This window comes from Rathayibacter sp. AY1C1 (genome assembly GCF_002932105.1).
GTDB lineage: Bacteria > Actinomycetota > Actinomycetes > Actinomycetales > Microbacteriaceae > Rathayibacter.
Genome location: NZ_PSWH01000023.1, coordinates 31460 through 55105, shown reverse-complemented (window position 1 = coordinate 55105; position 23646 = coordinate 31460). Strand labels below are relative to the sequence as shown.

Below are 23646 nucleotides of genomic sequence, written 5' to 3'. Positions count from 1 at the left end.
CCGCGGGCACCGAGCCGGTGAGCGGCACGGTCGTGGTGGGGTTCGCGGTGCCGGTCGCCGAGCGGTACTGGATCGAGAGGCCGCCGAGGGCGATCTCGGCGGCGGTGGGGTTGTAGAGCTCCACGTAGCGGTTGCTGAACGCGGCGCCGGCGGAGCCTCCGCGGGCGAAGACCTCGCTGATGACGAGCTCGTCGCCCGAGGGCGCGGCCGCGGCGGAGGTCGCGACCAGCGGAGCGGCCGCCAGGGCCAGTCCGGTCAGGGCCGCCAGGCCGAGCCCGCGCCTCCGGCGGCGGTCGGGCGGGGTGGGAGAGTCGGGCATGGTGGTCCTCTCGATCGCCGCTCGGAAGAGCGGTCGCAGCGTCGTCGCCGCGCGGCGCGGCCGGCGCACCCCCGGAAGGGGCACGCATGGTCACGCTATGCAGTGCGGGTGCCCGGCCTGTGAACCGGACGTTTCATGAACGTAAACTCATCCACCGACATCGGGGCGCGCGGGTGCCGCTCGCGGCGCGTTCGCGGCTTCGCGGGCCACACTCGTCGGATGATCTCCTTCGAGCTGGCCCGTGCCCTGCGCACGGCGGGCGTGCGCTGGACGCCCCGCACCGGTGACCGCTTCCGCATCGAGCGGGAGGGCTTCGACGGCGACGTCTTCACCGTCAGCGACATGACCATCGAGGCGCACGAGTACCCGAGCGGGACCGTCCTCGGCTTCAACGGCACCACGGAATGGGCGCTCGACTCCGTCTCCCTGGAGGACTCGCTCTGGCTGCCGCGGGAGGACCAGCTGCGCGAGCTCCTCCGCGGGACCTTCCGCTCCCTTCGTCGCCTCGCCGAGCCGGAGACGCGGTTCGCCGTCGAGGTCGAGCTCGGCGGCCGGGCGCGGACCTTCGAGGACGCGGCGGCCGAGAACGCCTACGCGGAGGCGCTGCTCGCGCTGGTCAGCTCGGTCGCGGTCGACCTCGACGACGTGGACGAGCTGGACGCGGCCGACGAGCCCGACCGGGCGGCCGAGCGGGCCTGAGGCTCCGTCCGACCCCGACCCTCCGCATCCGGCGGGGCTAGGACGCCGCCTTCTCCGCCGCCGCGGTCTTCTTCGGGGTCCGCTTCTTCGCAGGCGCGTCGGCGCCCTTCTCCGGGTCGGCTCTCTTCGCCGCGGGCTTCTTCTTCGCGGCGGTCGTCGCCGGAGCCTTCGCCGCCTTCTTCGGGGCAGGCGTCGTCGCCGCCTTCTTCTCGGCGGGAGCCTCCTCCGCCGGCGCACCTTTCGCCCCGCGGCTGCGCTCGACCGAGCGCTTGAGCGCCTCCATCAGGTCGAGCACCTCGCCGCCGCCCTCCTCCTCCGGCGCCTCGCCGAAGGTCGCGGCGGTGTCGAGGGCGTCGCCCTGCTCGATCTTGGCGTCGATCAGCGTGCGCAGCTCCTCCTGGTACGCGTCGTGGAACTTCGCGGCGTCGAAGTCCTCGGAGTAGGAGTCGACCAGGTGCGCCGACATCTCGAGCTCGCGCGCCGCGATCCGGGTGCTGCCCTCCAGCGACGGGAACTCGACCTCCCGTACCTCGTCCGCCCAGAGCAGGGTCTGCAGCATCAGCAGCTTGCCGCGCACCCGCAGCGCCGCGAGCCGGGTCTTCTGCCGGAGCGCGAACTCGACGATGGCGGTGCGGTCGGTCTCCTCGAGGGTGCGGCGCAGCAGGACGTAGGCCTTGGGGGAGGAGGAGTCGGGCTCCAGGATGTAGGCGCGGTCGAACATGATCGGGTCGACCTGCTCGCTGGGCACGAACTGCACGACGTCGATCTCGCGGTCGCGCTCCTCCGGCAGCGCCTTGAGCTCGTCCTTGGACAGGATCACGGTGCGCTCGCCGTCGTCGTAGGCCTTGTCGATGTGGTCGAAGGTGACGACCTCGCCGCAGATCTCGCACTTGCGCTGATACCGGATCCGTCCGCCGTCCTTGTCGTGGACCTGGTGCAGCGGGATGTCGTGGTCCTCGGTCGCGCTGTAGATCTTCACCGGCACGTTGACCAGGCCGAAGGTGATCGCGCCCTTCCAGATGGCTCGCATGCGCCCAGTGAACACCGTGTCCCCCGGCCGCCGGAAGCCCTGTCGGACGTGAGGGAGCCCCCGACCGTCGAAGGGACCCGCCGCAGCTCGACGGTCCGGGGTCCCCTCAGGGCGGAACGACGGAGCCGCCCGGTCGTCGCGGAGCGACGGCCGGACGGCTCCGAGGCGGTGGCGGCTAGCCGCGCTCGGCGCTCCGGCGGCGCAGCGCGGCGAGCAGGAGCCCGCCGACGCCGCCGGCGATCAGCAGTCCGCCGAGGCCCAGCGGCAGGCCGACGTCGGCTCCCGTCGAGGCCAGGGGCGGGCGGCCGCCGGGGTGCGGCGCCACGGCGGTCGGCGTGCTGCTCGGGGTGGGAGCGGCCGTCGGCGCGGTGGTGGGCGCGGTCGTCGGGGCGACGGTCGGCTGCGCGGTCGGAGCGACGGTCGGCTCGGCGGTCGGGGCCACGGTGGGCTCCGGCGTCGGGGTCGGCGTGGTCGGGTCCTTCTCGGCGTCGATCGCGGAGGTGTCCGCGGCGAACGAAGCGGTCACGAAGGCGATGGCCTTCGACGTGATGCCGAGCGCCTCCTGGTTGATGTTGTCGATGTCATCGGCGGCGGAGTGGTAGTTCGGGTCGTGCGTGATGCCGGCGGTGCCGCCGAACAGCGCGACCTCCTCCTCCGTCTTGACGTCGTCGGCGCCGGTGAAGACGCCCGAGGACGGGATGCCGACCGAGATGAAGCCGTCGTAGTCGCTGCGTCCGTCGAACGCGGTGTCGATCCAGGGCTGGTCGATCGAGTCGAAGTAGTCGGTGAACGCCTTCTCGGTCGCGATCGAGCCGGCGGGCACGTCCACGGGGGCCTCGTAGGTGGACTGGTCCGCGTCGTAGACGGAGATCACGTAGTTCGGCGAGGCGACCATGTCGAAGTTCATGTAGGTCGCGATCTTCGAGGCGTCCTCCTCCGTCAGGGAGTCGACGTAGGTGTAGGAGCCGACCAGGCCCACCTCCTCGGCGCCCCACCAGGCGAAGCGGACCGCGTTGGTCGTGTCGCCCGCGGCGGCCAGCTGCACGGCCGTCTCGAGCAGCGTCGCGGATCCGGAGCCGTTGTCGTTGATGCCGGGGCCGGCGGGCACGCTGTCGAGGTGCGCGCCGAGCATGACCACGTTGTCGTGGTCGCCGCCCGGGGTCTCCGTGACGATGTTGAAGGTCTCCACCTCGGTCGTCGTCTGGTCGATGAGGACCGAGACGCTCGCGGGGAGCGACGCCAGCAGCGCCTGACCCTCGGCCTGCGTGACGCCGACGCCGGGGACGGCGGCCTCGTCCTGTCCGCCGAACGTCCCGTTGAGGGCGTCGCTCGGCGCGTTGTCGTAGATGATGATCGCGGCGGCGCCGGCGGCACCGGCGGCGACCGACTTCTCGAGGAAGCTGCAGGAGCCGCGGCTGACGAGCGCGACCTTCCCGGTGGCGTCGCGGCCGGTCCAGGCGTCCGTGGTGCAGCCGAGCGGATCGACGGGGGCGATGAGCTCGCCTGTCACGCCGCCCTCGGGCGTCGACGGAGTGAACTCCATCGGGGTGCCGACGGCGCCGGTCCCGGTGGTCAGCGTGAACGCGTCGATCGTCTGCGTCGCGGTGGTGAAGTCCTGGCGCTGCGTCGTGTAGCCGGCGTCCGCGAGGACCTCCTCGACGTACGCGCCGCTCAGCTCGTAGCCCGGAGTGCCGATCGCGCGGGTGCCGCCGTTGGCGTCCGCGATCGCCTGGAGCGCCTCCAGGTGGGTCATGATGCCGTCGACCGTGACGGTGTCGGCGAAGTCGACCGGCTCGACGGCGCTCGCCGTCGGCGCGAAGGCGAAGCCGGCGACGAGGGCGCCCGCTCCGATCATCGTGCTCGAGCCGATCAGCGAGCGGCGTCGGCGGCCGCTCGGGGTGTTCGTGGTGGTTCGCGCCACTGGGGCTCCCTCTCCTCGAGAACGGGCCGCCGCGTCGGCGGCCCCGACGCGCACCTCCCGAAGACTGGGAGGGGATCGCGTCCTCTGCGAGGGTATTCACAGGAAACGGTGCGGCCCAGTCCCCCCTGCCAGATTTCATCCGGACGAAACACGGACCGGGCCGGCGGGTCGGTCAGGCCGTCGCCGGGCTCTCGGCCCACTCGCGGAGCATCGCGAGCGTCTCCTCCGGACGGTCGCGGTGGGGGCTGTGACCTGCGCCCGCCACGACCGCGTACCGGATGCGCGGATTCGCGCGCAGCACCAGGGCGGCGAGGGAGGGAGGGAGCAGCGTCTCGACCTGCGGGTCGCCGGCCAGCACGAGGACCGGCGGGCGGAGGCCCGGCAGGTCCGCCAGCAGGTCCCACGGGTCGTTGTCGTCGATCGTCGCGGCGACCGCGGCCGGATCGGCGGCCCGCACCGCGGCGAGCTTCTCGGCCCGGTCCCGCTCGTCCCAGAGCGGCTGCGCGACAGCGAGCTCCTCGGCCGAGACCGCGAGACCGGCGAGCTCGCCCGCGCGGACGGCGGCCCGCTGCTCCGGGGCGAGCCGGAGCACCGGGTCCAGCAGCGCCAGGCGCCCCGCCCAGCCGGACTCGCGGGCGGCGGCGCGCACCGCGACCACTCCGCCGAGCGAGTGCCCGACGACGAGGTCGAACCGTCCCCGCGCGAGGGCGTCGTCGGCGTAGGCGTCGTGGCGGGCGGAGCCGCCGCGCGGCCCGTCGCCGTGTCCGCGCAGGTCGGGAGCGGAGACGCTCCAGCCCGCCGCGGTCAGCTCGCGGCTCAGCCGCCACCAGGTGCGGCCCGAGCCGCCCAGGCCGTGCAGGAGCAGGACCCTGCCCGCCGTCATCGCCGGAGCCTCAGTCGAAGCGCGGGTCGCGGCCGGTGCGCTCACCTGTCGCGAGCCCGGCGATCGCGGCGAGGTCCTCGTCGTCCAGGGCGAAGCCGAAGACGTCCAGGTTCTCGCGGATCCGCTCCGGCGTCACCGACTTCGGGATCACGACGACGCCGAGCTGCACATGCCAGCGCAGCACCGCCTGCGCCGGCGAGACGCCGTGCTTCGCGGCGACGCGGGCCAGGGCCGGCTCGTCGAGGAGGCGCCCGCGGGCCAGCGGCGACCACGCCTCGGTGACGATCCCGTGGGCGGCGTCGAAGGCGCGCAGCTCCTCCTGGGGCAGCCGCGGGTGCAGCTCGACCTGGTTGATCGCCGGCACCACTCCCGTCTCGTCGAGCAGGCGCTGCACGTGCTCCTCGGCGAAGTTCGAGACGCCGATCGAGCGGGCCCGCCCCTCGCTCTGCAGGCGCTCGAGGGCACGGTAGGTGTCGACGTAGCGGTCGCGCGAGGGAATCGGCCAGTGCACGAGGTAGAGGTCGACGTAGTCGGTGCCGAGCAGCTCGAGGCTCCGGTCGAAGGCGGCGAGCGTCTCGTCGAAGCCGTGGTCGTCGTTCCACACCTTGGTCGTCACGAAGACCTGCTCGCGGGGGAGGCCGCTCGCGCGGATCCCCTCGCCGACTCCGCGCTCGTTGCCGTAGAGGGTGGCGGTGTCGACGTGCCGGTAGCCGGCCTCCAGGGCGACGGCGACCGTGCGGGCCGCCTCCTCGTCGCCGATCTTGTAGACGCCGAGCCCGAGCTGGGGGATCGCGCGGCCGTCGTTGAGGGGGATCAGGGGGACGCTCATGCCTCCCATGCTGGCATGCGCCTCAGACGCTCCAGTCGAGCTCGCCGTGCGGTCCCACGTGCACGTCGTCCTCGATCAGCGCCGCGAGACCGGCCACCCCGAAGAGAAGGCGCCGCTCGGCGCGCTCCGCGTCGCTGCGCTCGTCGATGCCGCGCACGGCGAAGTGCACGTCGTGGCCCGCCTGCAGGCCCTCGACGCCGAGCCGGCCTCGGAGCGCGCGCACGGGGCGCCGGCCGATGCCGAGTCCGCGCCAGAGGGAGCCCGTCTCGAGGACCACCGCCGTCTCGGAGGCGACGACCCCGTGCTGCTCGCGGTGCGCGGTGAGCTGCCACCCGTAGCCGAGGTGGTGCAGGCGGGTCGAGTGCGGGCCGCGCCAGGCGTGCGAGGACTCCTCGCGGCGGAAGTAGACGGGACTCGGGCGGAAGGACCCCTGCCAGAGCGCGGCGGCGAGCTCGGTGCACCACTCCGGGGTCTCCGGATCGGACCAGGGGTCGAGGAGGTCGGTCCGGGCGGCGGCGCGCCGGTGCTCGCGCACCAGCTCCTCCGCGTCCTCCCGCAGTCCCATGCCGCCCCCTCGCCGTCGTAGGCCTTCACCCTAGGGTGCCCGACAGGCGCCGGACAACCGGGGTGGCGGCCTAGGAGGGCAGGGTGACCGGCTCGGTGTCGGGGAGCGGGCTGGCGTCGCGCCCGCGGAGATCCGGGTGGTACCGGCGGCCGAGCAGGGGCACCAGGAAGCCGACCAGGGCGAAGGCGGCGGCGACGACGATGGCGGCGGTCGGCCCGGCCTGGTCGATCTGCACGCCGGCGATCGCGGAGCCCAGCGCTGCGCCGATCAGCTGACCGGTGCCGACCCAGCCGTAGGCCTCCGCCGTGTCCGAGAAGCGCACGCTCGAGGCGGTGATTGCGAACAGAGCCGCGAGAGCGGGGGCGATGCCGATGCCGGCGAGGAACAGCGTGACGCACAGCCACCAGAAGTCTGTCGAGACCGCCGCCAGACCCATGCCGACCGTGACGATCAGCATCCGCCGCGCGGTCGCCCACCGGCTGATCGGGATGTGGCCGAGGGCGAGGCCGCCGACCAGGGAGCCCGCCGCGAACACGGCGAGCACGACGCCCGACTCGACTCCGCCCTCGCCGAACACCGCGACGACGCCCGCCTCGACCGCCGAGCAGGCGCCGATCAGGAGGAAGCCGACGACCGTGGCCAGCAGCACCGGGGGCTTCGTGAGCACCACGCCGAGGCGGCGCTTCGAGCGCGGGATGCGGACGCGGCCCACCTCGGGCGAGGCGATGAACCAGATCCCGCCGCCGATCAGGAACGCGGCGGCGGTCAGGATGCCCGCGACCGTCGACACCTGGATCGACACGAGCGTCGCCAGCACCGGGCCGAGCACCCAGATGATCTCCTGCGCGGAGGCGTCGAGCGAGAAGAGCGGGGTCAGCTGCGAGCTGGTGACCATCTTGGGGTAGATGGTCCGCACGGCCGGCTGCACCGGCGGCATGCTCAGGCCGGCGACGAACCCGATCACGACGAACTGCCACACCTCGAGCGGGAGCACGGCCATCGCGATGATCGCGCCCGCGCAGACCACGAGGGTGATCGTCAGCACGCGGCGCATCCCGAGCCGCCCCATCAGGCGGCTGGTCAGCGGCCCGGCGATGGCCTGCCCGATCGACATCGAGCCGAGCACCAGGCCGGCGGCGGCGTAGGAGTGGTGCACCCGCTCCACGTGCAGGAGGAACGCCAGCGAGAGCATCCCGAACGGGAAGCGCGCGGTCAGCTGCGCGAGGATGATGCGCCCCACCCCGGGGGTCTTCAGGAGATCGGTGTAGCTGCCCACCGGACGACACTAGCGCTCCGGAGGGGACTGCGGTTCGTCGAGGGAGACCGCTGCCCGAGGGTCCCTCGACGGGTCGCGGTTCCCTCGGCGGAGGGGCGCGTCAGCCGGCCAGCACCTTGCGGATCCGCTGCAGCGACACGCTCTCGGCGGTGCCGAGCGACTGCGCGAAGAAGCTCACCCGCAGCTCCTCGATCATCCAGCGGGCGCGCGCGATCCGCTCCGGGGCGTGCGCGGGCAGCGGCACGACGCCGCCTGCCGAGCGGTAGAGCTCCTGGGCCGCCTGCACCTCGTTCAGCCAGACGCGGTCGCGCCCGACGTTCTCGGCGATCTTTCCGAAGCGCTCGGTGATCCCGCCGAGGTAGCGCGGGAGGTGCCGCAGCCGCTCCACTCCGGTCGCCGAGACGAAGCCCGGGTAGACCAGGCCGGAGAGCTGCTCCCGCGCATCCGTGAGGGCGGGCAGGAGCGCCATGCTCGTCGAGGCCTTGAGCGCCTTCTCGACGCCCCGGGCGGTGGTGAGGATCGTCGTGACCGTCTTCACGGTCTCGAACATCGCGTCCATGACGCTCGCCGAGACCCGGTCGCGCACGGCGTCGAACTCGGCGCGGAGGAAGAGCATCCCGTCGGGCTTCATCCGCCAGAGGACCGCGTCGACGCAGGCGAGCAGGCAGTCGGTGAAGAGCGCGGTCGTGTTCTGGTACGGGCTCTGCGCGAGCACGAGCTTCTCGTTCGAGGTGAGGTGCTGCTGCACGTAGGCGACGGGGCTCGGCGTCGCGAGCAGGAGGAGGCGGCGGACGCCTCGCGGGTGCTCGCGCGCCTGGTCCTCGGCCGTGGCGAGCAGGCGGATCGAGACCGAGTCGCCGTCGTCGATCAGGGCGGGGTAGGCGCGGATGGTGTTCCCGCCCTGCCGGGTGTCGGTGACGCGGGGCAGCTCCGGCATGTCCCAGGTCCTCAGGCCTCGGCGCTCGAGCGCGTCGGGGACCCGGGCCTCGACCACGCGGGCGACCTCGTCGCGGACCCGACCGCGCAGGCGCTCGGCCAGCGGGGCGAACTCCTTGCCTGCGGCGACCGTGCGCCCCCGCTCGTCGGCGACGGCGAAGGTGACCCGCAGGTGCGAGGGGATGCGCTCGAGGTCGAAGTCCTCGGGCTGCACCACCACGCCGGCCTCGCGGCGGATCGCTCCGGCCAGGGTCGCCGCGAACGACTCCGTCGGCGGGTTCGGCACGTCGTGCGGCAGGGACGCGGTGAGCTTGCGCGCCCAGTCGTTCGCGGGCACCACGTTCCGGCGCAGGTGCTTGGGCAGCGCCTTGATCATCGCGGTGACCAGCTCGGCCCGGAGCCCCGGCACCAGCCAGTCGAAGCCGAGGGGCGTCACGCGGGGCAGGAGGGCGAGCGGCACGTGCACCGTCACTCCGTCCTCCTCCGTCCCCGGCTCGAACCGGTACGAGAGGCGGAAGCGCTGGTCGGCCTGGCGCCACTGCGTGGGGAACGCGGTCTCGTCGATCTGCTCCGCGTCCTCGGGGAGGAGCGTCTCCTGCGTCATCGTCAGCAGGTCGGGCTCGTCGTGCTGGGTCGTCCGCCACCAGGAGTCGAACGAGCGCACCGAGGTGATGTCGCGGGGGAGTCGGCGGTCGTAGAAGTCGAACACGGCCTCGTCGTCGACGAGCAGGTCGCGGCGGCGCGTGCGCTCCTCCAGCCGCTCGAGCTCGGCCCGCAGGGCGCGGTTCTTGCGGTCGAAGGCGTGGCGCGACTCCCACTCGCCCTCGACGAGGGCGTGCCGGATGAACAGCTCGCGGGCGTACGAGGCGTCGATCCGCGAGAACTGGACGCGGCGGCGGGCGATGATCGGCACGCCGTAGAGCGTGACCTTCTCGTAGGCGACGGCCGCGCCCTGCGCCTTCTCCCAGTGCGGCTCGCTGAACTGCCGCTTGACGAGGTCGCCCGCGATCGCCTCGGCCCAGGCCGGATCGATCGCGGCGTTCGAGCGGGCGAAGAGGCGGCTGGTCTCGACCAGCTCGGCGCTCATCACCGCGTCGGGGAGCTTCTTGGCCAGGGCGCTGCCGGGGAAGATCGAGAACTTCGCGTTGCGGGCGCCGATGTACTGCACGTTCTGGCGCTCGCGGCTCTTCGCCGCGCGCTGCGCCTGCTGCGAGGTGGTGTCCTTGATGCCCAGGTGCGAGAGCAGGCCGGCCAGGAGGCTCCGGTGGATCCCGTCGGGGTCGACCTTCGGCTCGCCCAGCTCGAGCTTGAGGGGGCGCGCGAGCTGGCGCAGCTGGCGGAACACGTCCTGCCACTCGCGCACGCGCAGGTAGTTGAGGTACTCGGCCTTGCACAGGCGCCGGAAGGCGCTCGAGGAGAGCTCCTCCTGCTTCTCCTCCACGTAGTTCCAGAGGTTCAGCAGGGTGAGGAAGTCGCTGGTGGGATCGACGAAGCGCGCGTGCTGCTGGTCGGCCTGCGCGCGGCGCTCGAGAGGGCGCTCGCGGACGTCCTGGATCGTGAGGCCCGCGACGATCGCCATCACCTCGCGGCTGACGCCGTGGCGGCGCGACTCGATCACCATCCGGCCGAAGCGCGGATCGATGGGGAGCCGCGCGAGGTCGCGCCCGATGCGCGTGAGCTGCGGCGCGGCCTCCGCCCCCTTGCGCGGGACGCCGCTCGAGTGCGCGCTCGGCGGCGTGCCGCGCACCGGTGCGGCGTCTCGCGGCGCGGCGGAGGCGGCGGAGGGTGAGCCGGGGACGCGGAGGGCGCCGAGCTCCGTGAGCAGGTCGAGGCCGTCCTTGATGCCGCGGGAGTCGGGCGGAGTGAGGAACGGGAACGAGGCGATGTCGCCCAGTCCGAGCGAGATCATCTGCAGGATGACCGCGGCCAGGCCCGTGCGCAGGATCTCGGGATCGGTGTACTCGGGGCGGCGGAGGTAGTCCTCCTCGGAGTAGAGGCGGATCGCGATGCCCGCGCTGGTGCGGCCCGAGCGGCCGGAGCGCTGGTTCGCGGAGGCCTGCGACACCGCCTCGATCGGCAGCCGCTGCACCTTCGAGCGCGCGCTGTAGCGCGAGATGCGGGCCGTGCCGCCGTCGATCACGTAGCGGATCCCGGGGACGGTGAGGCTCGTCTCCGCCACGTTGGTCGCGAGCACGACGCGGCGGCGGACGCCGGGGGTGCGCCCCTTCTCGAAGACGCGGTGCTGATCGGCCGCCGACAGGCGCCCGTAGAGGGGGAGCACCTCGGTGCCCGGCAGATTCCGGCCCCGGATGGCGTCCTCGGCGTCGCGGATCTCGTTCTCGCCCGAGAGGAACACCAGGACGTCGCCCGGATCCTCGCGCGCCAGCTCGGCCAGGGCGTCGGCGATGCCGGTCATCAGGTCGCGGCTGCCGCTCGTCGCGTCGGGGACGTCGGTGTCGTCGTCCTCCTCCGGCTCCTCGGCGACCAGCGGGCGGTAGCGGATCTCGACCGGGTAGGTGCGGCCGGAGACCTCGATGATCGGCGCGGGCTCGCCGGCGGCGTCGGCGAAGTGGGCCGCGAAGCTCTGCGGGTCGATCGTCGCCGAGGTGATGATCACCTTCAGGTCGGGGCGCTGCGGCAGCAGGCGGTGCAGGTAGCCCAGGAGGAAGTCGATGTTGAGGCTGCGCTCGTGCGCCTCGTCGATGATGATCGTGTCGTACCGGCTGAGCATCCGGTCGTGGTTCATCTCGTTGAGCAGGATGCCGTCGGTCATCAGCTTGATCCGCGTCGAGGCGGACGCCTTGTCGGTGAACCGGACCTGGTAGCCGACCAGCCCGCCGACCTCGTCGTCGAGCTCCTCCGCGATGCGCTCGGCGATGGTGCGCGCGGCGATGCGTCGGGGCTGCGTGTGCGCGATGCTCTCGCGGCCGAGCTCCAGGCAGATCTTCGGCAGCTGGGTCGTCTTGCCCGATCCGGTCGCGCCGGCGACGATGACCACCTGGTGGTCGCGGATCGCGGCGGCGATGTCGTCGCGCCGCGCCGACACGGGGAGTTCGGGCGGGTAGCGGATGCTGAGCACGTCTGACATGAGCCCTCCATCCTACGCCGCGTGCGACAATGCCCTGTCTCGTGAAACATCGCGGGCCACCCTGCCCGGTCGGGCGCTCCGGCGCCGGTCGACCGCGGCGCACGATCCCGTGGAGCACCCCGATGAATCCGCAGTCCCTGCTGGTCGTGCTGAACATCGTGCTGCTGCTCTTCGCGATCCGGGGCGTGCTGTCGAACCCGAGGCTCTCGAAGGTCGCGAAGGTCTCCTGGGTGGCGTTCATCGTGATCGCGCCGTTCATCGGCAGCCTCGCCTACCTGGCGGTGGGCCGTCGCGGCGGGAGCGGCGGAAGCGGCACGGTCGTGCGCGGCACGGAGCGGCCGTCGGGCTGGTTCTTCGAGCGCTGAGCGGCCGGGCGGCCGGGCGGCGGGGGAGATCCGCGGACGTCGGCGCCCCGCGGACCTCCTGACCCTCCGTCCCGCGGCAACCCCCTGACCGCAGGCTCCGCCCGCGTCTAGCGTGGAGCGCATGGCCGATCGTCTGCGCTCCAGTGTCAGCCCCTACCTCCGCTCGCACGCGGACAATCCGGTCGACTGGTTCCCCTGGGGCGAGGAGGCGTTCGCCGAGGCGGTGCGCCGCGACGTCCCGGTGATGGTGTCGATCGGCTACTCCACCTGCCACTGGTGCCACGTGATGGCGCGGGAGTCGTTCTCGGATCCGGTGCTCGCCGCTCGGCTGAACGCGGACTTCGTCGCGGTGAAGGTCGACCGCGAGGAGCATCCGGACGTCGACACGGCCTACCTGACGGCCGCGAGCGCGTTCACCCGGCAGCTCGGCTGGCCGCTGACGGCCTTCGCCACCCCCGCCGGCGAGACCTTCTTCGCCGGCACCTACTTCCCGCCGCGCGCCGTCGGCGGCGTGCCCGCCTTCTCCGACGTCCTCGACGCGGTCTCGGAGGCGTGGCGGCTGCGGCGCGACGAGGTGCAGGCGACGGCGGGCGGCCTGGCCGCGGCTCTGCGCGAGGCGACCGCGGCGCTGCCCGCCGATTCCGCGCTGCCCGGCGACGCCGAGCTCGACGGCGCCGTCCGCGCACTCGCGGACGAGGAGGACCGGGTGCACGGCGGCTTCGGCGGCGCCCCGAAGTTCCCGGTGGCCCCCGTGCTCGGGTTCCTGGCCTCGCGGCCCTCGGGAGCGGCGCTCGCCGAGCGCACGCTGCTCGCGCTGGCCGCGTCCCCGCTCCGCGACCGCGACGGGGGCTTCTTCCGCTACGCGACGCAGGCCGACTGGAGCGATCCGCACTACGAGCGGATGCTGTACGACAACGCGCAGCTGCTGGACGTCGCGGCCGTCCTGCTCGGGCACGACGGCGCCCGGGTGGAGGAGCTGACCGGAATCGCGGAGGGGGTCGCCGCGTTCCTCCTGACCACTCTCGAGCGGCCGGGCGGCGGCTTCGCGTCGGCGCAGGACTCGGAGAGCATCGTCGACGGTCAGCGCTCGGAGGGCGGCTACTACCTCGCCGAGGACCGGTCCCGCCTCGCGCCTCCCGCTCTCGACGAGAAGGTCGTCACCGGCTGGAACGGCCTGGCGATCCGCGCGCTCGCCCGCGCCGGACGCGTGCTCGGACGGGAGGAGTGGCTCGACGCCGCCCGGCGCGCGGCGGACGCGGTGCTGCAGCGGCACCTCGTCGACGGCCGCGTCGCGGTGCGCGCCTCCCTCGACGGTGCCGTCTCCGCGGCCCGCCCGGCGCTGGAGGACCTCGGGATGCTGGCCGGCGGGCTCCTCGAGCTCGCCGTGGCGGAGGGCCGTCCGCGCTACGCGGTCGCGGCGCGCACCCTGATCGACGGCGCGCTCGACGCGGCCGACGGCCCGCTGCCGTTCGCGCTGCCCGGGGGAGGAGACCCGGCGCTGACCGCGCGGGGACTCCTGCTCGCGGCCGATCCCTCCGAGGGCGCCTACCCCTCCGGCCTGTCGGCGACGGCGGACGCGGCGCACGAGCTGTACCTGCTCACCGGATCGCAGCGCTACCGGGAGGCGGCCGAGGCGGTCGTCGCCTCGATCGCTCCGGGCGCGGTCCGCCGGCCGATGGGCTTCGGCGCCGTGCTCGGGCTCGCTTCGCGGCTGGCTCGCCCGGTGCGGCAGCTGGTCGTCGTGGGCGCCGGAGCGGCGGAGGCGGTGCAGGGCGCACGGTCCGCCGGGATCGGCGTGCTGGTCGGCGTGTCCGACGAGGGCGCCCGGGACTGGGCGGACGCGGGCTTCGAGCTGTTCGAGGGGCGGATCTCGCGGGAGGGGCTGCCGACCGCCTACTCCTGCGAGGCCTTCGTCTGCGCCCTGCCGACGACCCGCCTCCCGGAGGAGCTGCTCACGCGGCCGTGACCACCAGCGGCGCCTCGGGGTCGGCGGCCCACTCGTTGAGCGAGCCGTCGTAGACGACCGCCGTGTGGACTCCGAGCACCGCCAGTGCGAGCGCATCGGCCGTCGCGGCGATCCCGCCGCCGCAGTAGAGGACGATCCGCTCGGCCTGGAGAGCGTCTCCGAACAGCGACCGCAGCCGCTCCGGCGGCAGGAGCGTGTTGTCGGCCCGGTCGACGAGCCGCCCGGCGGGGACGCTCCGCGAGCCCGGCAGGTGTCCGAGGCGGGGTCGGCGCCCCTCCTCCCCGGTGAACTCCTTCGGCGGAACCGCGCAGACCAGCGCCCCGGGAGCCTCGCCGCGCACGACGCTCTCGACGCCGGCCTTGTCGATCCAGAGCGGCCGCTCCTCGCGCACGCTGATCCCTCCGCCCACGGCGGGCTCGACGTGCCCCGTCTCGATCGGGCGCTCCTCCCGCCGCCAGGCCGGGAGCCCGCCGTCGAGCACCGCGACGGCGTCGTGCCCGGCCGAGCGCAGCAGCCACCACAGGCGCGAGGCCCACTGGCCGACCGCGGAGTCGTACACGACGACCACCGAGTCGTCGTCGATGCCGAGCGCGGCCGTCGCGGCGGCGAAGCGCTCCGGGTCGAGCCGGGTGAAGGGCAGGGGAGCCGCCGGATCGGACAGCTGCTCGAGCAGGTCGCCGAACACGGCGCCGGGGACATGCCCCTCGAGGAGGTACTGCTCGTCGCCGCTCAGGTAGCCGGGCCGCCCGTCGAAGCCGGGCACGAGCAGCACGCTGGCGTCGACGACGACGAGGTGCTCGCGGCCTAGCTGGTCGGCGAGCCACTGGGTCGAGACGATCGGCCGGGCGAGGTACGGGACGGAGGAGGTGCTCACCCGCCCCACGCTAGGCGCGACCGCCGACATGTGCGCCCCCGTGCGTCACGCACGGTCACGGACGCCACCGGGCGCTCAGCACTCGATGACGTTGACCGCGAGGCCGCCCTCGCTCGTCTCCTTGTACTTCGACGACATATCGATGCCGGTCTGGCGCATCGTCTCGATGACCGCGTCGAGCGAGACGCGGTGGTCGCCGTCGCCGTGCAGCGCGAGGCGGGCTGCGCTCACCGCGGTGGAGGAGGCGATCGCGTTCCGCTCGATGCAGGGGATCTGCACGAGCCCGCCGACCGGGTCGCAGGTCAGTCCGAGGTGGTGCTCCATCGCGATCTCGGCCGCGTTCTCGACCTGGCGCGGACTGCCGCCGAGCACCGCGCAGAGCGCTCCGGCGGCCATCGCGCAGGCCGAGCCGACCTCGCCCTGGCAGCCCGCCTCCGCACCGGAGATCGAGGCGTTCGTCTTGCAGAGCGAGCCGATCGCGGTGGCGGTGAGGAGGAAGCGGCGCAGCCCCGCGCGGTCGGCGCCCGGGACGAAGCGGAGGTAGTAGTGCCCGACGGCGGGGATGATGCCCGCCGCTCCGTTCGTCGGAGCCGTCACGACGCGCCCGCCTGCGGCGTTCTCCTCGTTCACCGCGAGGGCGAAGGCGTGGAGCCACTCCACCGAGGTCGCGCGGGCGCGGTCGAGCGGATCCTCCTCGAAGGCCTCGAGCCGCTCGCGGAGCACCGAGGCCCGGCGGCGGACGCCCAGGCCGCCCGGCAGCACGCCGTCGGTCGCCAGGCCGTGCTCGACGCAGGCGGCCATGGCGTCCCAGATCGCGTCGAGGCGGGCGTCGATGTCGACCCCGGGGTGCAGAGCGCGCTCGTTCGCGGCGGCGATCTCGGCGATGCCGGAGCGGGTCCGATCGCAGGTCGCCAGCAGGTCGAGCCCGGAGACGAAGGGGTAGGGGTGCGGGGCCAGCGCAGCCAGCTCGGCACGCTCGCCCGCGCGCCGGATGAAGCCGCCGCCGATCGAGTAGTAGGTCTCCTCCCACACCGGCAGCGGGTCGTCTCCGACCCAGACGCTGAAGGTGAGGGCGTTCGGGTGCTCCGGCAGCCTCGTGCGCGGCTCGAAGACGACGTCGTCGCGCGTCATCGCGAGGCGCTGCTCGCCGGCCAGGAGGATCGTCCCCCCCGCGTCGAGGCGCTCCCATGCCCCGCGCACCAGCGCCGGGTCGCACGTCTCGGGGTCCAGGCCGGCGAGACCGGCGACCACCGCGTCGGGGGTGCCGTGGCCGATCCCGGTGGAGCCGAGCGAGCCGTAGAGGGTGCAGCCCACCCGGCTCACGCGGCCGAGGAGCCCGGCGTCGCGGATCCGCTCGGCGAGGGCGAGGGCGGCGCGCATCGGTCCGACGGTGTGCGAGCTGGACGGGCCGATCCCCACGCTGAACAGGTCGAGGACGGAGACGTAGGCGCTCATCCACTGAGACTACGCCGGGGCCGGCGGAGTGCGCCGCCCGAGCCGCGCCCGCGACGAAGAGCCACGGAGATCCGGCGTCGACGAGGGTCGGCGGCGGATCAGCGCAGCGTCTTGCGCGCCGAGATCTGGCCGGTGTCGAAGCCGAGCAGGTGCAGGCCGCCGTGGAAGCGGGCGTGCTCGACCTTGATGCAGCGGTCCATCACGACGGTCAGGCCCTTCGACTCGCCGTACTCGGCCGCCTCCTGGTTCCAGATCCCCAGCTGCACCCAGACCGTGGGCGCGCCGACGGCGAGGACGTCGTCGATCACGGCGGGGATGTCGCTCGCCTTGCGGAACACGTCCACGATGTCGGGCACGACCGGGAGCTCGGCGAGGCTGCGGTAGACCGGCTGCCCCAGGATCTCGGTGGCGTTCGGGTTCACGAAGTAGAGCTCGTAGTCGCTCGACTGCTGCAGGTAGGTGGCGACGAAGTAGGAGGAGCGGGCCGGGTTCGGCGAGGCGCCGACGATCGCCACGGTCTTCGCGCGGCGGAGGATGTCGAGTCGCCTGCGGGCGTCGGGGCCCACCCAGGTGCGCTGCGAGCGCAGCATCTTCGCCAGCGGCGAGTTCGCCGGGACCGAGCAGCTCAGCCCGTTGGACAGCTGGACGACCGTGTCGGCGGTGTCGGTGGTGCTCATGCTCAGACCTCCACGGCCGGGGTGTGCAGGGTGGTGGTCGTGTCCTCGGGGAGCTCGGTCGGAGCGTCGGGGGTGCCGTGCTCCTCGACCGCGCGGGCGAGCGCCTGGTCGAGATCGTAGATGATGTCGTCCGCGTCCTCGATGCCGACGGAGAGGCGGACGAGTCCGGGGAGGACGCCCGCGTGGAGGAGCTGGTCCTCGGTGAGCTGGGCGTGGGTGGTCGAGGCGGGGTGGATCACCAGCGTCTTGGCGTCGCCGATGTTGGCGAGGTGGCTGGCGAGGTCGACCGATTCGATGAAGGTCTGGCCGACGGCGCGGCCGCCCTTGACCACGAAGCTGAAGACCGAGCCCGGTCCCTTCGGCAGGTACTTCTGCGCGCGGTCGTGGTGCGGGTGCGCGGGCAGCCCGGCCCAGTAGACCGCCTCGATGCGGGGGTCGGCGTCGAGCCACTCGGCGACGCGGCGTGCGTTGTCGACGTGCGCCTGGATCCGGTACGGCAGCGTCTCGACGCCCTGGGCGAGCAGGAACGCGGAGTGCGGAGCGAGGACCGGCCCGATGTCGCGCAGCTGCTCCGCGCGCAGGCGCGTGAGGAAGCCGTACTCCCCGAAGTTGCCGTCCCACGACAGGTCTCCGTAGGAGGCGACCGGGTCGTGCAGCAGCGGGAACTTCTCGGGGGAGTAGTGGAAGCGCCCCGACTCGACGACGACGCCGCCGAGCGTGGTGCCGTGTCCGCCGAGGAACTTGGTGGCCGAGTGGATGACGATGTCGGCGCCCCACTCGATCGGGCGGACGAGGTAGGGCGTGGCGACCGTGGAGTCGATGATCAGCGGGATGCCGGCGGCGTGCGCGACCGCGGCGAGGCCCTCGATGTCGGCGATCTCGCCGGAGGGGTTCGCGATCGTCTCGGCGTAGAGCACCTTGGTCTTCTCGGTGATCGCCGCCGCGTAGTCGGCCGGGTCGCTCGAGCGGACGAAGGTGGTGTCCACTCCGAAACGGCGGAGCGTGACGTCGAGCTGGGTGATCGATCCGCCGTAGAGGTTGGCGGAGGACACCACGTGGTCGCCCGCGCCGACGAGCGCCGCGAAGGTGATGAACTGCGCCGAGAGCCCGGAGGCCGTGGCGACGGCGCCGAGGCCGCCCTCGAGGCTCGCGACGCGCTCCTCGAAGGAGGCGACCGTGGGGTTCGACAGGCGCGAGTAGACGTTGCCGTACTTCTGCAGCGCGAAGCGGGCCGCGGCGTCGGAGGTGTCGTCGAAGACGAAGGCGCTGGTCTGGTAGATCGGCAGAGCGCGGGCGCCCGTCACCGCGTCGGGGATGTTGCCCGCGTGGATCGCACGCGTCTTGAAGCCGTACTCACGATCTGCCATGCGATCGACGCTAGCGGGAGCCGCCGACACCGCCGCGCCGGAGCGACGCATCGCGTAACAGAGCGGTCCCGCAGTGCAGAGCGACCGTGCGCGACAGAGCGGTCGAGCGGATCGGAGCGCCGATCAGAGCGCCAGCTGCACCGCGGCCAGTCCCATCGCCGCGATCGCCGCCCACGACACCAGGGCGACGAGGAGAGCACGCCACCCCGTCGTCACGAGCGCGCGCACCCGGACGGCGCTGCCGAGCGCGAAGAGGGCCGCGGCGAGGAGCCAGGTCTGCGCGGTGTCGGCGGCGGCGAGCAGTCCCTCCGGCAGGGGGAGGAGCGTGCGCAGCAGCACCGCGGCGAGGAACCCGACCACGAACAGCGGCACGATCGCCGGGCGCGTCCCGCCGGTCCCGCCTCGGCGCCTCGTGACCGCCGCCGCCACCGCGACCATCGGCGCCAGCATGACCACTCGGGTGAGCTTCACCACGACCGCCACGGCCAGCGCCGACGCTCCGGCCACCTGGGCCGTCGCCACGACCTGGCCCACGTCGTGGACCGAGGCGCCGACCCAGTGCCCGAACTGCACGTCGGAGAGCCCGAGCGGCTGCTGCAGGGCGGGGAGCACTGCGATCGCGAGCGTGCCGCAGAGCGTCACCAGCGCGACCGGCGTCGCCTGCTCCTGCTCCTTCGCCCGGGTCGCTCCGGCCATCGCGCCGATCGCCGAGGCCCCGCAGATCGAGAAGCCCGCCGCGAGCAGCAGCGGCTCCTGCCCGGGCAGCCGGAGCGCCCGGCCCAGCGCCCAGGTCAGGCCGAAGGTGGCCAGGACGATCCCGACGACGACCAGGATTGCGCCCCAGCCCAGCGCAGCGATGTCGATCAGAGAGAGCTTCAGCCCGAGCAGGACGATGCCGGCGCGCATCAGCGAGCGGGACGAGAACTTCAGGCCCGGCGCCAGCGCCCCGCTCAGCAGGGGGCGCGCCGCGGGCAGCTGCGCCACGAGGATCCCGAGCGCGACCGCCGCGGTCAGCATCGGCACTGCCGGCACCGTCGCGTGCAGCAGGGCCGCGATCACCGCCGCGACGGCGCAGGCCGCGACTCCCGGGCCCAGCCGCCGGATCATACCCACGAGGGCAGCCACATGTGGGCCTGCCAGAAGGGGAAGGACGTCTGCGCGCCGATCCAGAGCGGCAGGAAGTAGGCCGTCAGCGCGGCCGCCGCCACCGCGAAGACGAGCACCACGAGGACGCCGCGGGTGCGCCGCCTCCGCTCGTCGCCCGGACTCCCGATCACGATCCCGGCCGTCAGCGCCAGTGCCAGCATCATGTAGGGCTCGAAGACGACGCAGTAGAACTGGAACACCGTGCGGTCGAGGTAGAGCAGCCACGGCAGGTAGCCCGCGACGATCCCCATCAGCACGTAGCCGGCGCGCCACTCCCGGTACCGCGCGAGCCGGTAGAGGAGGTACACCAGCGCCAGGACCCCGGCGTACCAGATGAGCGGATTGGCGACCGAGGTGATCGCCTCGTCGCAGCGTGCGGCGGTGCAGCCGTCGACGCCCGTCGCCTGGTCGACGAAGTACATGCTGGTCGGTCGGAGCATGAGCAGCCAGGTGAGCGGGTTCGCCTCGTAGGGGTGCGAGGCCCGCAGGTTGATCGAGTAGTCGTACATCTGCACGTGGTAGTGCCAGAGGCTCTGCGCCCAGTCCGGCACCCACGCCAGAGCCCCGGTCCAGGCGTTGCCGGGGGCCTCCGACGCCCACTGCCGGGCCCATCCGCCGGAGGTGCGCAGCCAGCCCGTCCAGGTGACGAGGTAGGCGATCAGGGCGATCGGCACGACCAGGAGGAAGGTGACCGGACCCTGCTTGAGGATCGCGCCGCTGCCCCAGAACGGCACGCCCGCGCGGCGCCGCATCAGCGCGTCGACGACCACCGCGTACACGCCGTACGCCGCGAGGAAGTAGACGCCCGTCCACTTCACGCCCGCGGCCAGGCCGAAGAGCACGCCGGCCGCGAGCAGCCAGGGCCGCCACCACAGGACCGGCCCCCAGCTCGGCAGCGCTCCCGCCGCCACCTTCCGCGCCAGCTGCAGGTCGGCCCAGCGCCGGTCCAGCAGCACCGCCGCGACCCCGCAGAGCGCGACGAACATCAGGATCCCGTCCAGGAGCGACACCCGCGACATCACGATCGCGTGGCCGTCGAGCGCGAGCATCAGCCCCGCGAAGGAGGAGAGGAGGGTGGAGCGGAACAGGAGGCGGCCGATCACGATCACCAGCGCGACGGCGAGGATCCCCACGACGGCGGTCGCGACGCGCCAGCCGACGCTGTCGTCCGCGCCGAACACGCCCATCCCGAGCCCGATGATCCACTTGCCCAGCGGCGGATGCACCACGAAGGACGGCGCCCCCGTGAAGGTGTCCACGTCGCCGGCCGCGAAGCCGGGGTCCGGGTTCTCGGGCCAGGCGCCCTCGAACCCGAGGTTCCAGAGGGTCCAGGCGTCCTTCACGTAGAAGGTCTCGTCGAACACGAGCGAGCGCGGGTGGCCGAGGTTCCACAGCCGCAGCACCGCGGCCAGGGCGACCACCAGCAGCGGCAGTCCGAGCTCGTACAGCCGGCGGCGCGCGGGGGAGGCGACGAGCCGGGCGTGCAGGTCGTCGAACCAGGAGCCGCGCGGCACGTCCGGGAGCGGGGTGCGCTCCCGCGGTGCGGACGCCTCGGCGGGCTCCACCGGGACCGAGCGCGCCGATCCCGCCGCGTCCAGGAGCAGGTCGTCGAAGTCGCGCTGCGGTCGGTCCGTCACCCGGCCATGCTAACGGGGCGCCTCCTCCCGGGACGGCGGCGATCCGCGGCGGGAGGCCCCGGACCCGGCCTGGGAGACTGGCGGCATGATCATCCTCGCCGGCACTCCCATCGGAAACCTCGGCGACGCCTCCCGCCGGCTCGTGGAGGCGCTGGGCTCCGCCCGCCACGTCGCCGCCGAGGACACGCGCGTGACCATCCAGCTGATGCGCGCCCTGGGCGTCGAGAACCGGCCCGCCCTCTACGCCCTGCACGACCACAACGAGCGCGAGCGCGCCGCCGAGCTGGTGGAGCTGGCCCGCGAGGAGGACCTGCTCGTGCTGAGCGATGCTGGCATGCCCACGGTCTCGGACCCGGGCTACCACCTGGTCGAGGCGGCGGTGGCGGCGGGAGTCGCGGTCACCGCGCTGCCCGGTCCCTCGGCGGTGCTCATGGCGCTCGCCGTGTCCGGGCTCCCGACGGACCGCTTCAGCTTCGAGGGGTTCCTGCCCCGCCGGCACGGCGAGCGGGTCTCGACCTTCCGGGCGCTCGTCGACGAGCGGCGCACCATGGTCTTCTTCGAGTCCCCGCACCGGATCGGCGACGCGCTCGCCGACCTGGTCGAGGCGATGGGCCCGGAGCGGCGCGTCGTCGTCTGCCGCGAGCTCACCAAGATGTTCGAGGAGGTCCGGCGCGGCACGGCGGCCGAGCTGGCCGAGTGGGCCGCCGACGGCCTGCGCGGCGAGATCTGCCTGGTCGTCGAGGGAGCCCCCGCGCGGGAGGCGTCGCTCGAGGACGCGCTGGCCGACGTGCTGGCCCGCGTCGAGGCCGGATCGCGGCTCAAGGAGGCGTCGGCCGAGGTCGCCGAGATCACCGGGCTCTCCCGCCGCGCGCTCTACGAGGCGGCGCTCGCCTCCCGCCGCGGCTGAGGCTCCCTCCCCGGCGGCGATCGCGGCCGGTCGTCCACAGCGTCCGTCACACGCCGGGAGCGGTGCCGCGCGGTGAATAGGATGGTCGCCATGTCCGACGGCGCCTCCTTCTACCTCACGACCCCGATCTTCTACGTGAACGACGTCCCGCACATCGGGCACGCGTACACCGAGGTCGCCGCCGACGTGCTCACCCGCTGGCACCGCCAGGCGGGCGACGACACCTGGCTGCTGACCGGCACCGACGAGCACGGACAGAAGATCCTCCGCACCGCCACCGCCAACGGCACGACCCCCCAGGAGTGGGCCGACCGCCTCGTGAGGACCGCCTGGCAGCCGCTGCTCGAGACCATCGACATCGCCAACGACGACTTCATCCGCACCACGGACGCGCGGCACGAGGTCAACGTCCAGAAGTTCCTGCAGAAGCTGTACGACGAGGACGCGATCTACACCGGCGAGTACGAGGGCTACTACTGCGTGGGCTGCGAGGAGTACAAGCAGCTGTCCGACCTCGAGGAGGGCACCGGCGACTACGCCGGCCAGTACGTCTGCAAGATCCACTCGAAGCCGGTCGAGCTGCTGAAGGAGAAGAACTACTTCTTCAAGATGAGCGAGTACACCGAGCGGCTGCTCGCGCTCTACGAGGAGCGTCCCGACTTCGTCCAGCCCGAGTCGGCGCGCAACGAGGTCGTGAGCTTCGTCCGCCAGGGCCTGGCCGACCTGTCGATCTCCCGCTCCAGCTTCGACTGGGGCGTGAAGGTCCCGTGGGACGACTCGCACGTGGTCTACGTCTGGTTCGACGCGCTGCTCAACTACATCACCGCGGTCGGCTACGGCCAGGACGAGGCGGAGTTCGAGCGCCGCTGGCCCGCGACCCACATCGTCGGCAAGGACATCCTGCGCTTCCACGCGGTGATCTGGCCCGCCATGCTCATGGCCGCGGGCCTCGAGGTCCCCCGGCAGGTGTTCGGCCACGGCTGGCTGCTGGTCGGCGGCGAGAAGATGTCGAAGTCGAAGCTCACCGGCATCGCGCCCGAGCAGATCACCGACACCTTCGGCTCCGACGCCTTCCGCTACTACTTCCTCCGGGCCATCACCTTCGGCCAGGACGGCTCGTTCTCGTGGGAGGACCTGTCGGCGCGCTACCAGTCCGAGCTCGCGAACGGCTTCGGCAACCTCGCCTCGCGGGTCGTCGCGATGCTGCACCGCTACTACGACGGCGTCGTGCCTGCGCCGGGCGAGCCGACCGAGGCGGAGGAGCGCGTGCAGCGCATCGTCGCCGAGGCCGCCGCGTCGGCCGACCGGTCGATCGACGCGCTCGCGATCCACGATGCGATCACCGCCGTGTGGAGCATCGTCGAGGAGCTCAACGGCTACATCACCGAGCAGGAGCCGTGGGCACTCGCCAAGCGCGAGGAGCGCGAGCGCCTCGGCACGGTGCTCTACACCGCGACGGAGGGGCTCCGCGCCCTGGCCGTGCTGCTCTCGCCGGTCGTGCCGCGCGCGACGGCGTCCCTCTGGGAGGCGCTCGGCGTGACGGAGTCGCTCGGCGCCCTCACCGCGCAGCCGATCCGCGAGGCGGGCCGGTGGGGGGTCCTCCCCGTCGGCACGACCGTCGGGACGCTCGCCGCGCTCTTCCCGCGCATCGAGGCTCCCGCGTCCTGACGGCCGCGCCTCGACCCGTGGACGGAGCAGTCGCGCGG

Annotated in this window: 18 protein-coding genes and 1 pseudogene; 5 read left to right on the top strand and 14 right to left on the bottom strand. The window is 73.2% G+C overall.

Going from position 1 to position 23646, the window contains the following annotated elements:
• A pseudogene (locus C5C71_RS11800) lies at window positions 1-319 on the bottom strand (lamin tail domain-containing protein); the annotation flags it as partial.
• Between the two features lie 219 nt (window positions 320-538).
• Between C5C71_RS11800 and C5C71_RS11795 the strand changes: the two are divergent.
• Entirely contained in the window at window positions 539-1018 is a 480-nt protein-coding gene (locus tag C5C71_RS11795) for a pilus assembly protein CpaE (RefSeq protein WP_244229602.1), read from the top strand.
• A gap of 37 nt (window positions 1019-1055) precedes the next feature.
• Here C5C71_RS11795 and C5C71_RS11790 read toward each other — a convergent pair whose 3' ends face one another.
• From C5C71_RS11790 to hrpA, 7 genes are all read right to left on the bottom strand, one after another.
• The gene (locus tag C5C71_RS11790; protein ID WP_104337742.1) at window positions 1056-2048 is read right to left on the bottom strand and encodes a Ku protein; all 993 of its coding nucleotides are present in this window, start codon (window positions 2046-2048) and stop codon (window positions 1056-1058) included.
• A 175-nt stretch (window positions 2049-2223) separates the two neighbouring features.
• Complete coding sequence (locus tag C5C71_RS11785; RefSeq protein WP_104337741.1) at window positions 2224-3969, bottom strand: M28 family peptidase; 1746 nt, start codon at window positions 3967-3969, stop codon at window positions 2224-2226.
• A 172-nt stretch (window positions 3970-4141) separates the two neighbouring features.
• The gene (locus tag C5C71_RS11780; RefSeq protein ID WP_146084460.1) at window positions 4142-4852 is read right to left on the bottom strand and encodes an alpha/beta fold hydrolase; all 711 of its coding nucleotides are present in this window, start codon (window positions 4850-4852) and stop codon (window positions 4142-4144) included.
• Between the two features lie 10 nt (window positions 4853-4862).
• Complete coding sequence (locus C5C71_RS11775) at window positions 4863-5681, bottom strand: aldo/keto reductase (RefSeq protein ID WP_104222368.1); 819 nt, start codon at window positions 5679-5681, stop codon at window positions 4863-4865.
• Between the two features lie 22 nt (window positions 5682-5703).
• The gene (locus C5C71_RS11770; protein WP_104226914.1) at window positions 5704-6246 is read right to left on the bottom strand and encodes a hypothetical protein; all 543 of its coding nucleotides are present in this window, start codon (window positions 6244-6246) and stop codon (window positions 5704-5706) included.
• 70 nt (window positions 6247-6316) lie between these two features.
• Complete coding sequence (locus C5C71_RS11765; protein ID WP_104222308.1) at window positions 6317-7522, bottom strand: MFS transporter; 1206 nt, start codon at window positions 7520-7522, stop codon at window positions 6317-6319.
• A gap of 100 nt (window positions 7523-7622) precedes the next feature.
• The gene (hrpA, locus tag C5C71_RS11760) at window positions 7623-11546 is read right to left on the bottom strand and encodes an ATP-dependent RNA helicase HrpA (protein WP_104337739.1); all 3924 of its coding nucleotides are present in this window, start codon (window positions 11544-11546) and stop codon (window positions 7623-7625) included.
• Window positions 11547-11668: 122 nt separating this feature from the next.
• On the opposite strand from hrpA, the gene C5C71_RS11755 reads away from it, so the two are divergent.
• Window positions 11669-11911 carry a PLDc N-terminal domain-containing protein gene (locus tag C5C71_RS11755; protein ID WP_159939582.1) on the top strand — a complete coding sequence of 81 codons (243 nt, stop codon included), beginning with the start codon at window positions 11669-11671 and terminating at the stop codon, window positions 11909-11911.
• A gap of 121 nt (window positions 11912-12032) precedes the next feature.
• The gene (locus C5C71_RS11750; RefSeq protein ID WP_104337738.1) at window positions 12033-13877 is read left to right on the top strand and encodes a thioredoxin domain-containing protein; all 1845 of its coding nucleotides are present in this window, start codon (window positions 12033-12035) and stop codon (window positions 13875-13877) included.
• Here the strand turns inward: C5C71_RS11750 and C5C71_RS11745 are convergent.
• The 6 genes from C5C71_RS11745 to C5C71_RS11720 form a co-directional block, all read right to left on the bottom strand.
• A complete protein-coding gene (locus C5C71_RS11745; RefSeq protein ID WP_146080923.1) occupies window positions 13864-14751 on the bottom strand; it encodes a sulfurtransferase in 888 nt (295 codons plus the stop codon). The genes C5C71_RS11750 and C5C71_RS11745 overlap by 14 nt on opposite strands.
• A gap of 75 nt (window positions 14752-14826) precedes the next feature.
• On the bottom strand, window positions 14827-16206 hold the full coding sequence (locus C5C71_RS11740; RefSeq protein WP_104337736.1) for an L-serine ammonia-lyase: 1380 nt from the start codon (window positions 16204-16206) through the stop codon (window positions 14827-14829).
• Between the two features lie 98 nt (window positions 16207-16304).
• On the bottom strand, window positions 16305-16883 hold the full coding sequence (locus tag C5C71_RS11735) for a CoA-binding protein (RefSeq protein WP_104237688.1): 579 nt from the start codon (window positions 16881-16883) through the stop codon (window positions 16305-16307).
• Between the two features lie 2 nt (window positions 16884-16885).
• The gene (locus C5C71_RS11730) at window positions 16886-18250 is read right to left on the bottom strand and encodes an O-acetylhomoserine aminocarboxypropyltransferase/cysteine synthase family protein (RefSeq protein ID WP_104226921.1); all 1365 of its coding nucleotides are present in this window, start codon (window positions 18248-18250) and stop codon (window positions 16886-16888) included.
• Window positions 18251-18373: 123 nt separating this feature from the next.
• The gene (locus C5C71_RS11725; RefSeq protein WP_104226922.1) at window positions 18374-19357 is read right to left on the bottom strand and encodes a YeiH family protein; all 984 of its coding nucleotides are present in this window, start codon (window positions 19355-19357) and stop codon (window positions 18374-18376) included.
• On the bottom strand, window positions 19354-21033 hold the full coding sequence (locus tag C5C71_RS11720; protein WP_258068717.1) for a dolichyl-phosphate-mannose--protein mannosyltransferase: 1680 nt from the start codon (window positions 21031-21033) through the stop codon (window positions 19354-19356). The genes C5C71_RS11725 and C5C71_RS11720 overlap by 4 nt, the downstream gene beginning before the upstream one ends.
• A gap of 85 nt (window positions 21034-21118) precedes the next feature.
• Here C5C71_RS11720 and rsmI point away from each other — a divergent pair, with 85 nt between their 5' ends.
• The gene (gene rsmI, locus C5C71_RS11715) at window positions 21119-21940 is read left to right on the top strand and encodes a 16S rRNA (cytidine(1402)-2'-O)-methyltransferase (protein ID WP_104226923.1); all 822 of its coding nucleotides are present in this window, start codon (window positions 21119-21121) and stop codon (window positions 21938-21940) included.
• A 90-nt stretch (window positions 21941-22030) separates the two neighbouring features.
• On the top strand, window positions 22031-23608 hold the full coding sequence (metG, locus tag C5C71_RS11710) for a methionine--tRNA ligase (RefSeq protein ID WP_104226924.1): 1578 nt from the start codon (window positions 22031-22033) through the stop codon (window positions 23606-23608).
• Window positions 23609-23646 lie beyond the last annotated feature (38 nt).